General features: G+C 72.4%; 11 protein-coding genes. 6 read left to right on the plus strand and 5 right to left on the minus strand.

All coding sequences use genetic code 11. From position 1 onward, the window contains the following. Positions 1–114: 114 nt before the first annotated feature. From ACLBYB_RS03755 to ACLBYB_RS03770, 4 genes are all read left to right on the plus strand, one after another. The gene (locus ACLBYB_RS03755) at positions 115–588 is read left to right on the plus strand and encodes a response regulator (RefSeq protein ID WP_012317168.1); all 474 of its coding nucleotides are present in this window, start codon (positions 115–117) and stop codon (positions 586–588) included. A gap of 110 nt (positions 589–698) precedes the next feature. After that, on the plus strand, positions 699–1,781 hold the full coding sequence (locus ACLBYB_RS03760) for a Ppx/GppA phosphatase family protein (protein WP_020091512.1): 1,083 nt from the start codon (positions 699–701) through the stop codon (positions 1,779–1,781). Between the two features lie 10 nt (positions 1,782–1,791). Then, complete coding sequence (locus ACLBYB_RS03765) at positions 1,792–2,517, plus strand: RlmE family RNA methyltransferase (RefSeq protein WP_447697902.1); 726 nt, start codon at positions 1,792–1,794, stop codon at positions 2,515–2,517. A gap of 11 nt (positions 2,518–2,528) precedes the next feature. Beyond that, positions 2,529–3,290 (plus strand): hypothetical protein, encoded by a 762-nt coding sequence (locus tag ACLBYB_RS03770; protein ID WP_447697903.1) that lies wholly within the window; start codon positions 2,529–2,531, stop codon positions 3,288–3,290. Between the two features lie 69 nt (positions 3,291–3,359). Here ACLBYB_RS03770 and ACLBYB_RS03775 read toward each other — a convergent pair whose 3' ends face one another. From ACLBYB_RS03775 to ACLBYB_RS03795, 5 genes are all read right to left on the minus strand, one after another. After that, the gene (locus ACLBYB_RS03775) at positions 3,360–4,412 is read right to left on the minus strand and encodes a DUF4167 domain-containing protein (protein ID WP_447697904.1); all 1,053 of its coding nucleotides are present in this window, start codon (positions 4,410–4,412) and stop codon (positions 3,360–3,362) included. A gap of 420 nt (positions 4,413–4,832) precedes the next feature. Beyond that, a complete protein-coding gene (gene prmC / locus ACLBYB_RS03780) occupies positions 4,833–5,732 on the minus strand; it encodes a peptide chain release factor N(5)-glutamine methyltransferase (RefSeq protein WP_447697905.1) in 900 nt (299 codons plus the stop codon). 8 nt (positions 5,733–5,740) lie between these two features. Further along, positions 5,741–6,826 (minus strand): peptide chain release factor 1, encoded by a 1,086-nt coding sequence (prfA, locus tag ACLBYB_RS03785; RefSeq protein ID WP_056521837.1) that lies wholly within the window; start codon positions 6,824–6,826, stop codon positions 5,741–5,743. 221 nt (positions 6,827–7,047) lie between these two features. Next, on the minus strand, positions 7,048–9,309 hold the full coding sequence (ptsP, locus tag ACLBYB_RS03790) for a phosphoenolpyruvate--protein phosphotransferase (RefSeq protein WP_020091506.1): 2,262 nt from the start codon (positions 9,307–9,309) through the stop codon (positions 7,048–7,050). Positions 9,310–9,495: 186 nt separating this feature from the next. Next, on the minus strand, positions 9,496–10,731 hold the full coding sequence (locus ACLBYB_RS03795) for an aspartate kinase (RefSeq protein ID WP_056521840.1): 1,236 nt from the start codon (positions 10,729–10,731) through the stop codon (positions 9,496–9,498). Between the two features lie 226 nt (positions 10,732–10,957). Between ACLBYB_RS03795 and ubiG the strand changes: the two genes are divergently transcribed. Then, positions 10,958–11,719: a bifunctional 2-polyprenyl-6-hydroxyphenol methylase/3-demethylubiquinol 3-O-methyltransferase UbiG gene (gene ubiG, locus ACLBYB_RS03800; protein ID WP_447697906.1), complete on the plus strand. Its 762-nt coding sequence runs from the start codon at positions 10,958–10,960 to the stop codon at positions 11,717–11,719. 46 nt (positions 11,720–11,765) lie between these two features. After that, positions 11,766–12,338, plus strand: a complete 573-nt coding sequence (locus ACLBYB_RS03805) for a YbhB/YbcL family Raf kinase inhibitor-like protein (RefSeq protein ID WP_447697907.1) — start codon at positions 11,766–11,768, stop codon at positions 12,336–12,338. Positions 12,339–12,420 lie beyond the last annotated feature (82 nt).

Below are 12,420 nucleotides of genomic sequence, written 5' to 3' on the forward strand. Positions count from 1 at the left end.
ACGGAGTCCGCCCTCGCTCCCGGGCCGGCCCTTTCTCATTCGAGGGAAGGCGTTAGCGAAACGCAAAGGCTGTCCGGCTAGGCTCTGCCCCGCGCCCCGCAGAACCGGCCGGCCATGATCGCGACACCGACTTTCCCCGATCTCTCCGCTCTTGTGGTCGACGAGAGTCTCTACATCCGCCGAATCGTGCGCGACATGCTGATGCGCGTGGGCATCAAGCGCGTGCTGGAGGCGCCGGACGGGGCCGAGGCGCTGGGCGTGCTCGCCGAGAGCAAGCCCGACATCAGCATCATCGACTGGGACCTGTCGATCCTGTCGGGCGAGGAGTTCATCCGGCTCGCGCGGACCCCGACCACCTCCCCCTGCCCCACGATCCCGATCATCCTGATGCTGGCCCAGCCCCGCCGGAACGTGGTCGACCGGGCGGTGGCGCTCGGCGTCAACGAGATCATCGCCAAGCCGTTCTCGCCCAAGACCCTGTGGTCGCGGCTGGACGAGGTGATCAACCGGCCCCGCCCCTACTCGCAGGTGAAGAGCCTCCTGCGGCCGATCCCGCGCCGGGCCAGCGCGATGAAGGCCGTCGCCTGAGCGCGACCGCGATGGGGCGTTGCAGTTCCCCACCGAGCCTGTAGGGTCGCAGTTCAACAGAGTCCGAGCGCGCTGCTCAGGGCCGACCCGAAGGATCGACGGCCGCGCCGATGAGGGACGAGACCGCCGCGGCCGCGCCGTCCCGAATCCAGACCGGCGCGGTGCCGCTCCAGACGCAAGCCCCCGTGCCGGGCCGCGAGCGTCGCCGCGCCGCCTACGCGGCGCTCGACCTCGGCACCAACAATTGCCGCCTGCTGGTCGCGGAGCCGACCTTCAGCGGCTTCCGCGTGATCGACGCGTTCTCGCGGATCGTGCGCCTCGGCGAGGGCCTCGGCACGTCCGACCGCCTGAGCGAGGCGGCGATCGAGCGGACCGTGGAGGCCCTGCGGATCTGCCGGGCCAAGATGCAGGCCCGCGGGGTGCAGCGGGCCAAGATCATCGCCACGGAGGCCTGCCGCCTCGCGGTGAACGGCGCCGCCTTCGTGGAGCGCGTCCGCCGCGGCGTGGGTCTCGACCTCGAGATCGTCGACCGGCAGACGGAGGCGTATCTCGCGGTCACCGGCTGCGCGGCGCTCGCGGACCCGCTGGCCGAATCGGTCATCATCTTCGACATCGGCGGCGGCTCGACCGAAATCGCGTGGCTTGACGGGGCGGCCGCCAACCCGTCGACCGACCCGACGCTTCGGATCCGGGCCTGGGATTCGCTGCCGGTCGGCGTGGTCACGCTCGCCGAGCGCCACGGCGGCGCCGAGGTCACCCGGCGTATGTTCGAGGGCATGGTCGAGGAGGTGGCCGAGAAGCTCTCGGCCTTCGCGCTCCGCGCCGCGCCCGCGGCGACGGCGCCGCATTTCCATCTGCTCGGCACGTCCGGCACCGTGACGACCATCGCGGCGATGCATCTGCGCCTCGCCCGCTACGAGCGTCGGCGGGTCGACGGGCTGTGGATGAGCGACGACGCGGTCTCGACCGCGATCGACGACCTGCTCGACACGCGCCTGGAGCAGCGCGCCGACAACCCCTGCATCGGCCGCGACCGCGCCGATCTTGTGCTCGCGGGCTGCGCGATCCTCGAGGCGATCCGCAGGGCGTTCCCCTCGGAGCGCCTGCGCATCGCCGACCGCGGCCTGCGCGAAGGATTGCTGATGAACATGATGCGGGAGGACGGGGTCTGGAACCGGAAGGCGGTCCGATGAGGGCGGCGCGATGAGCGACCGGCGCGGCGGCGCGAGTTCCGGCGGCGGTGTCCGGGGCGAACTGAAGCAGCGGGTGAAGACCGGCCGCGGACGGACCCTGTCCCAGAAGCGCTGGCTCGAGCGCCAGCTCAACGATCCCTACGTGGCCCGCGCCAAGCGCGAGGGCTACCGGTCGCGGGCGGCCTACAAGCTCCTGGAGATCGACGAGCGCTACAAGCTCCTGCGGCCCGGCCAGAAGATCGTGGACCTCGGCGCCGCGCCGGGGGGCTGGTCGCAGGTGGCCGCGCGGGTGGTCGGGCCGACGGGCCGCGTCGTGGGCATCGATCTCCTGGAGATCGAGCCGATGGCCGGGGTCGAGTTCATCACCCTGGACTTCCTCGACCCCGAGGCGCCTGTCCGGCTGACCGGCATGCTCGGCGGCCCCGCCGACCTCGTCATGTCCGACATGGCCGCCAACGCCACCGGCCACAAGAAGACCGACCACCTGCGGATCATCGGCCTCGCCGAGACGGCGGCGGAGTTCGCCCGCGAGATCCTGGGCCCCGGGGGCGCCTACCTCGCCAAGGTGCTCCAGGGCGGCACCGAGGGCGCGCTGCTCACCGACCTGAAGCGCGACTTCGCCACGGTCCGGCACGTCAAGCCGGCCGCGAGCCGGGCCGATTCGAGCGAGCTCTACGTCCTGGCGACCGGCTACCGAGGTGCGCCGGGCCGGGCGGCGTCCACCGACGAGGGCTGAGCCGCCCGGCGATGCTCCTCGCCTGGGCCCTGTCCATCCTCAACCCGGCGCCGCTGCCCCTGCGCCGGCTCGGCTATGTCCGCCAGAGCGGCCTGCTCCACGCCCGCTCGCGCCGCTGCCGGGCGGCCTGGGCGCCGCACCTCGCGCGGGCCCGATCCGTGATCGCGGCGGCGGCCGAAGCGACCCGGCAGCGCCGGCACGCGGTGGTGCTGGGCTCGGGCCTGCTCGACGACGTGCCGCTCGACGCCCTCGCCCGCCTGTTCGACCGGGTCAGCCTCGTGGACGCCGTCCATCTTTGGCCGGCGCGCCTCGCCGCCCGCCGCGTCCCGAACGTCGCGCTGGCGACCGCGGAGATCAGCGCCGGTCTCGCGGGGGCCTGGGCCGACCTCTGCGCGGACGCCGACCTGATCGTCTCGGCGAATCTGCTGTCGCAGATCCCGCTCCTCCCGATCGAAGCCCACGAGACCCGGGGCCGCGAGGCCCCCCCGCGACTCGGCGCGCACCTCGTCGAGACCCACCTGGCGGCGCTCGACGCGCTCGCCGGGCGCGTCGAGCGCGTCTGCCTGATCACCGACACGGTACAGTGCGAGGAGGACCGGGCGGGCCGGACCGTCGACAGCGCCGACCTGCTATTCGGGATCACGCTGCCGCCCGCGCCGGAATCCTGGGACTGGGAGATCGCGCCGTTCGGCGAGATCGGCCGGCGTCGCCGCCTGATCCACCGCGTGCACGCCTACCCGGACTGGAAGGCCGCGCGGCGGTCTGCGCGCTGAGCCGCGAAAGAAGAAGGCCGCCCCGGTCTCGCGGGACGGCCTCGCTTCGACGTCATCCGCGATGTCGGATCACTCGGTCGGCACGTCCGCCGCCGGCGTGGTCGCGCCGCCCTCGTCCGCGGCGCTCTCGAAGCGCGGGCGCCGACGGCGGCGGGGCTTGGCGGCCGGAGCCTCGTCGGCCGCCGCCTCGGGCTCGGGAGCGCTCGACGGCTCGACCGCGGGCGCGGGGCGCGCGGGCGCCATCAGGAAGGCCGGCAGGCCCGTGGGCTCCTCGGCCTCCGCGGCGGGCGCGGCCTCGCGGCGGCGCTCGCGGCGCGGCGCGGCCTCGGCGCGGGGGGCCCGCTCCGGGCGAGCCTCGGGACGGGCCTCCTGCCGGGCCTCGGCGCGCGGGGCATCGCCGCGCCCGTTCTCGTAGCGGCCCTGGTCGCCGCGATTGTCCTGACGGTTGTCCGGACGCGCGTCCTGGCGGCCATCCTGCCGATTGTCCGGACGGTCCTGGCGATCCGGCCGGCCCTCGTGCCGCTCCTGGCGGTAGTCCGGACGGCCGTAGTCCTGGCGGTCCTGACGATCCTGCCGGTTCTCTTGGCGATAATCCTGCCGCTGGTAGTCCTGGCGCTGATAATCCTGACGCGGCTGGTCCTGGCGCCGGTAGTCCGGACGGCCGTTGTTGTCGAACCGGCGCTGGTCGCGGTTCTGGAACCGGTCGCGGCCCTGGCGGCCGTCCTGATTCCCCTCCGGACGGCTCTCGTAGGGCTGCGGCTGCTGGCCGGGATCGTTGTCGTCGTAGCCGTTATAGGCGTGACCGTTCTGCGACCCGCCATTGCCCTGGGCGTCGTCGTCGCCCTCGTCCATGTCGTCGTCGTAGGGACGACTGGCATAGCCACCGGTGTTAGCCGGTCGATTCTGGTCCTGCGCACCGGAGACAATACGGAAGTAGTGCTCGCCGTGCTGAAAGTAGTTTTCGGCGGCGACCGGATCGCCGGCGGCAAGGGCATCCCGCGCGAGCTGCGCGTACTTGTCGGCGATGTGCTGCGCGGTGCCGCGGATTTTGACGTCGGGACCGTTGGATTCGTAGGAGCGCGTCAGCGGATTCGGACCCTTCGGCCGGTTCCGGCCGCGCATCCGTCGATTCTGGTTTGGTCTCATCGGTCTGTTATGACCCTCGTTCACGCAAACGACTGTCTACGGAGGCGCCCGGGCGGATCTCGTGGCACGAACCGGCCAAGCGCATCCGGCGGCGCCGCGCGTGGGACCGCTCTTCGGTCCGCGCGTCTGCCTGACCACCCCTCGAACCGGGCGCCCGGTGAAGGCCGCCGATCCTCAGTCGATTGTCAGGTTCGAATGTGTCGTCCCGCCGCGCTGGCACCGGCGCGTTCTGGTTCGACGGGTTAGGGGGATCAGCGAACCAATCGGCGACCCATGGTCACCACCGACCTTACAGCCGTCCGTCTTAACGGACGGTTCGCGATCTTCAAGCCGACTCTAGCGTTCCCCGGTTGATGCAACAAGCAATTTTTCGGTGCCGGGATGGTCGACCCAGACTTAGGCATCCCTGTGGCCGGATAAAAGACCCTCCGGCCGGTCGAAACACAGGACTCGGTCATGACCGGCAAGATCGCGGGTCAGCCCGCGCTCGCGATAGCCGGCGGCGCGCGCGAGCTCCGTGACGGCCGCCGCCTGATCGTAGCCGATCTCGAGCACGAGCAGGCCGCCCGGGGCGAGACGCGCGCCCGCGCCGTCCAGGATCCGCCGGTAGGCGTCGAGTCCGTCGGTGCCGCCGTCGAGGGCGGCCTCCGGGTCGTGGCCGCGAACCTCGCGCGCCAGGGTCGCGATCACGGCGCGGGCGATGTAGGGCGGGTTCGAGACCACGAGGTCGAAGCGGCCGCGCAGGGCGTCGCACCAGTCGCCGGCGACGAAGCGCGCCCGGTCGTCGACGGCGTTCAAGACGGCGTTGTCCCGGGCGACGCGCAGGGCGCCCTCGGAGCGGTCGAGCCCGACGCCGGTGGCCCGCGGCCGCTCGGACAGGAGGGCCGTCAGGATGCAGCCCGTCCCGGTCCCGAGGTCCAGGCAGCGGAGCAGCGCGGCGCGCTCGGGCCGCGCCGCCAGCGCGACCTCGACCAGGATCTCCGTGTCCGGGCGCGGCACGAGCGTGTCGGGGCCCAGCCGGAACGGCAGGCCCCAGAACTCCCAGGCGCCGAGGATGCGGGCGACCGGCTCGCCGGCGAGCCGCCGGGCCAGCGCCGCCGCGAGGGCGGCCGCACCCGCCGCGCCGACGCGGCGATCTCCCTCGATCAGCAGGTCGCGGGTCTCCAGGTCGAGGAGGCCGAGCAGCAGGAACCGGGCGTCGCCCGCCGCCTCGGCGACGCCACCGGCGTGCAGGCGCGCCGTCAGCGCGCGCAGCGCCTCGCGGCGGGTCAGGTCCTGCATCGCGTCCGGCGTCACGGCGCGGATCAGGCCATGCCCTCGGCGGCCAGCAATTCCGCCTGGTGCTCGGTGATGAGGGCGTCCACCACCTCGTCGAGGGCGGTCCCGGCCATCACCTCCTCGAGCTTGTAGAGGGTCAGGTTGATCCGGTGGTCGGTCACGCGGCCCTGCGGGAAGTTGTAGGTCCGGATCCGCTCGCTGCGGTCGCCGGAGCCGACCTGCGCCTTGCGGTCGGCCGCCCGGGCCGAATCCTTGGCGCTGCGCTCGGCGTCGTAGAGCCGCGCCCGCAGGAGCGCCATGGCACGGGCCCGGTTCTTGTGCTGCGACCGCTCCTCCTGGACAAAGACCACGATGCCGGTCGGCAGGTGCGTGATCCGGATCGCCGATTCCGTCTTGTTGACGTGCTGGCCGCCCGCGCCCTGGGCCCGCATCGTGTCGATCTTCAGGTCCGCGTCGTTGACGTGGATGTCGACCTCCTCGGCCTCCGGGAGCACCGCGACGGTGGCGGCGGAGGTGTGGATCCGGCCCTGCGTCTCGGTGTCGGGCACACGCTGGACGCGGTGGGCGCCGCTCTCGAACTTGAGGCGGGCGAACACGCCCCGGCCCTTCACCTCGGCCACGACCTCGCGGAAGCCGCCGACCGTGCCCTCGCTCTCGGAGATCACCTCGACCCGCCAGCCCTTCGACTCGGCGTACTTCGCGTACATCCGGAACAGGTCGCCGGCGAACAGCGCGGCCTCGTCGCCGCCGGTCCCGGCGCGGACCTCCAGGATCGCGCTCTTCTCGTCGGCGGCGTCCTTGGGCAGGAGCAGCAGCTGGAGGTCCCGGTGGGCGGCCTCGAGCGCCTCCTGCGCCTCCGGCTTCTCCTCGGCGGCGAGGGCCCGCATCTCCGGATCCGTGCCGGGCTCGTCGATCAGGGCCTCGACGCCCGCGAGGTTCTCCAGGGCGGCGCGGTAGGCGCGGATCGCCGCCACGACCGGGTCGAGGTCGGACAGCTCGCGGGAGAGCTGGACCACCGTCTCGGGATCGATCTCGCCGGAGGCGAGCTGCGCGGTGACGATGTCGTGCCGCGCCAGGATGGCGTCGAGGCGCTCGGTGGGAAAGGGGATCATCGCCCGTGTTTCTGCAGGTCTGCGCGTGCGGTTCCGGGCCGGGCGCGCGTCTCGTCCTGCGGGACGGAGCTGCGTGGCTTGGAGGGTTTAGGACCCGGCAGGACGTCCCCCAAATCCACGCCTCGTCCGTCCGAGAGCGGAAGCCGCGGCGCGTCGACCGAAATCGTCGTGGCGTTGCCGTACAACCCCGGCCGAATGTTCGGCAAGGGTCGCGTTCGCGCTTAGATAGGGATGCCGTGCGCGTGCGCGAAGGCCGTCAGCGCCGGGCGCAGGGAATCGCCGTCGTGCATCCGCGCCATCTCGGCGTCGATCAGCGCGGCGATCGCGGCCGCGTCGAGGCTCAGCACCATCGCCTTGACCGGGCCTATGGCGGCCGGCGACATCGACAGCTGTCGGTAGCCGAGGCCGATCAGCGCCATGGCGTCGAGGGGCCGGCCGCCGATCTCGCCGCACACCGTCACCGGGCAGGAGGCCGCGTTGGCCCGCTCGGCGATCAGACGGAACGCGCGCAGCGCCGCGACGCTCAGCGGATCGAACCGGTCGGCGACCCGCCGGTTCTCGCGGTCCACCGCGAACAGGAACTGCATCAGGTCGTTCGAGCCGACCGAGAGGAAGTCGGCCTCCTTGGCGATCTCGTCGATCTGGAACAGGAGCGAGGGCACCTCGATCATCGCGCCGAGGCGGCAATCGGTCGGGAGCCGGTAGCCGTGGCGCTTGAGGTAGGCCTTCTCGCGCTCGACGATGCCGCGGGCGCGCACGAACTCGTCCACCGTGGCGACCATCGGGAACATGATCTTGAGCGGGTCGCCGTCGGCGGCCTTCAGGAGGGCGCGCAGCTGCATGCGCAGCAGCGCCGGCCGGTCGAGGCCGATGCGGATCGCCCGCCAGCCCAGCGCCGGGTTCTCCTCCTCGAGCTTGGCCATGTAGGGCAGGATCTTGTCGCCGCCGATGTCGAGGGTGCGGACCGTGACGGACTTGCCGGCCGAGGCCGCGAAGACCTTGCGGTACAGCTCCTCCTGCTCGGCCGCCGACGGCATGCGCTGCGCCACCATGAACTGCAGCTCGGTGCGGAACAGGCCGACGCCCTCGGCCCCCGTCTCCTGCAGGTGGCTGAAATCCACCAGCAGGCCGGCGTTGAGGTGCAGGCCGACGCGCACGCCGTCGCGGGTCTGGGCCGGGACGTCGCGCAGCGCCCGGTACTGCTCCTGCCGGCGGGCGCGCAGGCGCACCATCTCGGCGTAGGCGGCCTCGACCTCGGGACCGGGCCGGACATGGATCTCGCCGGCCACGCCGTCGACGATGATCGCGTCGCCGGCGTCGCACAGGGCGGTGGCGTTCTCGACCTCGCCCACAGCCGGGATGCCGAGCGCCCGGGCGACGATGGCGACGTGGCTGGTCGGACCGCCCTCCTCCAGGACGATGCCGCGCAGGGTCGAGGCCTCGTAGTCGAGGAGCGCCGCCGGCCCCATGGTGCGCGCCACCAGGATGGCGTTCTCGGGCAGCACCAGGGCGCCGGCCGCCTCGGGGCCGATCAGCGTGCGCAGGACGCGGTTGGCGAGGTCGTCGAGATCGTGCAGCCGCTCGCGCAGGTACGGATCCGATTGCCGCATCATCCGGGCGCGGTTGTCCGACTGGACCCGCTCGACCGCGGCCTCCGCGGTCAGGCCCGAGCCCACGGCCTCGCGCATCCGGCGGAGCCAGCCCTTGTCGTGGGCGAACATCCGGACGGTCTCGAGGACTTCGCGGGACTCCGCCGTGCCGATCCGGTCGCCGCGCTCCACCAGGGCGTCGATCGCCGAGCGGACCTCCTCGATCGCCGCGTCGAGGCGCGCGACCTCGCGCTCGACGTTCTCGGCGATCAGCGTCTTCACCACGACGCGGGGCTCGTGCAGCACCACGTAGCCGAGGCCGATGCCGTCCGCGAGGGCGATGCCCCGGGCCAGGACCGGGCGGCGGGCCGCGGTGCCGGCGTCCGGCGCGAGCCCCTCCAGCTCGCCCGACGCGATCATCTCCGAGAGCACCATGGCGGTGGTCTGGAGCGCCTCGATCTCCTCCTCGGAGTAGACGCGGTAGGTCTTGTTCTGGACCGTCAGGACGCCGAGCGTGTTGCCGGCGCGCAGCAGCGGCACGCCCAGGAAGGCGTGGTAGGCCTCCTCGCCCGTCTCAGGCCGGTACGAGAAGGCCGGGTGGTTCTGGGCGTCCGAGAGGGAGAGCGGCTCCGCCGTGCGCGCGATGAGGCCGACGAGGCCCTCGTCGGTGCGCATGCGGGTCTGGTGCACCGCCTCGCGGTTCAGACCTTCCGTGGCGAACAGCTCGAGGGTGTTGTCATCGCGCAGCACGTAGACCGAGCAGACCTCGGCCACCACGTTGGCGGCGATCAGGACGACGATGCGGTCGAGGCGCGCCTGGGGGCTGACCGGCTCCGCCATCGCTTCGCGGAGGCGGCGCAGCAGCAGGCGCGGGCCTCCGGGCGCAGCGGGCATCGGTTCGTCGTTCCAGCGTCGGTGAGCGGCCTTGGCGTCGACCACCCTGCAACCTTGGCGCCAGACCCGGGACGGCCGGCGCCGGATGGACCGGGTCGCTGGTCCCAGAGGCGTTCTGGGATCGGCGGATCGGCCCGTGACTGTTCAGTTCACACCACGCGCCCCGCTCGAACCCGCGTCCCAGGCTCAGGCCTGATCCAGGCCGTATAGCGAGTGAAGCGTGCGCACGGCAAGCTCCGTATAGGCGGCGTCGATCAGCACGGAGAACTTGATCTCCGAGGTGGTGATCGCGCGGATGTTGATGCCCTTCTCGGCGAGCGCCCGGAACGCCTTGGCGGCGACGCCCGCGTGGCTGCGCATCCCGACGCCGATCGCCGACACCTTCACCACGTCGGTGGCGCCCTCGATCTGCGCGTAGCCGATCTGCGCGCGGGCCTCGTCGAGGATCTTCCGGGCCCGCTCGTACTCGGCGGACGGCACCGTGAAGGTCATGTCGGTGGTCGACTGGTCGCCCGACACGGTCTGGATGATCATGTCCACGTTGATGTTGGCATCCGCCAGCGGCCCGAAGATCGCGGCGGCGACGCCCGGGCTGTCCTTGACCTTGCGCAGGGTGATCTGCGCCTCGTCCCGGGAGAAGGCGATCCCGGTGATGATCTGCTGTTCCACGATGTCGTCCTCGTCGCAGATGAGGGTGCCCGGGCGCGCGGCGTCCGGCGGATCGAAGGAGGACCGGACCGTGGTCGGCACCCGGTGGACCATGGCGAGCTCCACCGAGCGGACCTGCAGCACTTTGGCGCCCAGCGAGGCCATCTCCAGCATCTCCTCGAAGGTGACCCGCTCCATGCGACGGGCCTTCGGGACGATGCGCGGATCGGTGGTGTAGACGCCGTCGACGTCCGTGTAGATGTCGCAGCGCTCGGCCCCGATCGCGGCCGCCACGGCCACCGCGGAGGTGTCGGAGCCGCCGCGGCCGAGCGTCGTGACGCGGCCGGTCTCGTCGTGGACACCCTGGAAGCCGGCGATGACCGCGACCTCGCCCTTGGCGAAGCCCGCCTCGAGATTCTTCGGGTCGATGTCGGCGATGCGGGCCGAGCCGTGCGCGTCCGACGTCACGACCGGGATCTGCCAGCCCTGCCAGGAGCGGGCCTTGAGCCCGTCCTTCTGGAGGGCGATCGCCAGGAGGCCGGCGGTGACGAGCTCGCCGGACGCCACGACGGCGTCGTACTCGCGCGGATCGTAGATCGGGTTCGCGTCCTTGACCCAGTCGACCAGTTCGTTGGTCTTGCCCGACATGGCGGACACGATCACGGCGACGTCGTAGCCGGCCGCCACCTCGCGGGCGACGTGGCGCGCCACGTTGCGGATGCGGTCGACGTTGGCGACGGAGGTGCCGCCGAATTTCATCACCAGACGGGGCATGGTCTCTCGGTCGCGGGTTCCCGGTGGCGATTGGACGGGCCGCTGCAGCCCCGTCCGGACGGTGCCCGGCGGGTACAAGCGGCTCGTAGGAGTGTCAACAACCGGCCAAGCATGGCGCCCGCGCGCCGCGGCGACTTCCGGGCGATCGCCGTGCTAGAGCGCGGGCACGACGCGGCCAAGACGCCGCGCGGCGGATCCCACCCGCCGGCATGAGGACGGAACACGCATGGACAGGTCAGCCACGGACCGGGTCACGGAAGGGTTCGTCGACCGCGGCGAGGTCGCGCGCTTCGACGCGCTCGCCGCCACGTGGTGGGACGAGACCGGCCCGATGCGCGTCCTGCACCGGTTCAATCCGGTGCGGCTCACCTACATCCGCGACGCCCTCTGCCGCAGGTTCGGCCGCGACCCGAAGGCGCCCTTCCCCCTCGACGGGCTGACGATCTGCGACGTCGGCTGCGGCGGCGGCGTCCTCTCGGAGCCGCTGGCCCGGCTCGGCGCCCGGGTCACCGGCCTCGACCCGGCCGAGCAGAACGTCGCGGTGGCCCGGGCCCACGCCGAGTCGGCCGGGGTGCCGGTGGATTACCGCGGGCAGACCATCGAGGCGGTGGTCGCCGGCGGCGAGAGCTTCGACGCGGTGCTGATCATGGAGGTCGTCGAGCACGTCTCCGACATGCCGGCCTTCGTGCGGACCGCCTGCGCGGCGGTGAAGCCCGGCGGACTGCTGTTCGGAGCCACCCTCAACCGCACGCTGCGCTCCTTCGCGCTCGCCATCGTCGGTGCCGAGTACGTGCTCGGCTGGCTGCCGCGCGGCACGCACGACTGGGAGAAGTTCGTGACGCCGGACGAGCTCGCCCGCGCGATCCGGGCCGGCGGTCTCGACGTCACCGACACGGTCGGCGTCGTCTACAACCCGCTGACGGACGGGTGGCGCACCAGCCGCGACAAGGCGGTGAACTACATGGTCGCGGCCGAGCGGTCGGCGTGAACGGGTCGCGTCCTCCGCCGTTGCCATCGCGGCGGAGGAGGCGGCGATGCTCGAGAAGATTCCCGGTGTGCTCGGCGAGGCGCTGTCGGGGCTGAAGGCGGGCCTGGAGAAGACGACGACCCGCGCGGACTTCCCCGACGTGCCCGAGACCGTGACGCTGTCGAGCCCGGCCTTCGCCGACGGGGCGGAGCTGCCCGCGCGCTTCACGGCCGACGGCGCGGGCGTGTCGCCGCCCCTCGCCTGGAGCGGGCTGCCGGCGGGTACCGCCGCCCTCGTCCTCCTCGTGGAGGATGCGGGCAGCCCGACGCCCCGGCCGCTGGTCCATCTCATCGCCTGGTCGGTCCCGCCGGAGCCCGCCGGTCTGCCGGAGGGCGCGCTGCCGGGGCCCGGCCACGCGGGCACCTTGGAGGCCGTGGGCCGGAACAGCTTCCTGCGCGCGGAGTGGCTGCCGCCGGACCCGCCCACCGGCCACGGGCCTCACCCGTACCTCTTCCAGATCTACGCGCTGCGTCAGCCCCTCGCCCTCGCCGAGGCGCCGGGCCGCGGCGCGCTGATCGAGGCCATGCGCGGTCAGGTCCTCGCGAAGGGGATATTGACCGGCGTTTACCATCGTCCCTGATCCGACCGATACCGGTGCGATACAGCTCAGCCCTGCAGAACTCGCGCGTTGTGCCGCATTCGTGATCTCAGTATTGTGTCGA

The organism is Methylobacterium sp. D54C (assembly GCF_053345595.1).

Bases quoted from the DNA above. Each gene is read 5' to 3' on its own strand.
- ACLBYB_RS03755 (WP_012317168.1), top strand. From the start codon at position 115: ATGATCGCGACACCGACTTTCCCCGATCTCTCCGCTCTTGTGGTCGAC.
- ACLBYB_RS03760 (WP_020091512.1), top strand. From the start codon at position 699: ATGAGGGACGAGACCGCCGCGGCCGCGCCGTCCCGAATCCAGACCGGC.
- ACLBYB_RS03765 (WP_447697902.1), top strand. From the start codon at position 1,792: ATGAGCGACCGGCGCGGCGGCGCGAGTTCCGGCGGCGGTGTCCGGGGC.
- ACLBYB_RS03770 (WP_447697903.1), top strand. From the start codon at position 2,529: ATGCTCCTCGCCTGGGCCCTGTCCATCCTCAACCCGGCGCCGCTGCCC.
- ACLBYB_RS03775 (WP_447697904.1), bottom strand. From the start codon at position 4,412: ATGCGCGGCCGGAACCGGCCGAAGGGTCCGAATCCGCTGACGCGCTCC.
- prfA (WP_056521837.1), bottom strand. From the start codon at position 6,826: ATGATCCCCTTTCCCACCGAGCGCCTCGACGCCATCCTGGCGCGGCAC.
- ptsP (WP_020091506.1), bottom strand. From the start codon at position 9,309: ATGCCCGCTGCGCCCGGAGGCCCGCGCCTGCTGCTGCGCCGCCTCCGC.
- ACLBYB_RS03795 (WP_056521840.1), bottom strand. From the start codon at position 10,731: ATGCCCCGTCTGGTGATGAAATTCGGCGGCACCTCCGTCGCCAACGTC.
- ubiG (WP_447697906.1), top strand. From the start codon at position 10,958: ATGGACAGGTCAGCCACGGACCGGGTCACGGAAGGGTTCGTCGACCGC.
- ACLBYB_RS03805 (WP_447697907.1), top strand. From the start codon at position 11,766: ATGCTCGAGAAGATTCCCGGTGTGCTCGGCGAGGCGCTGTCGGGGCTG.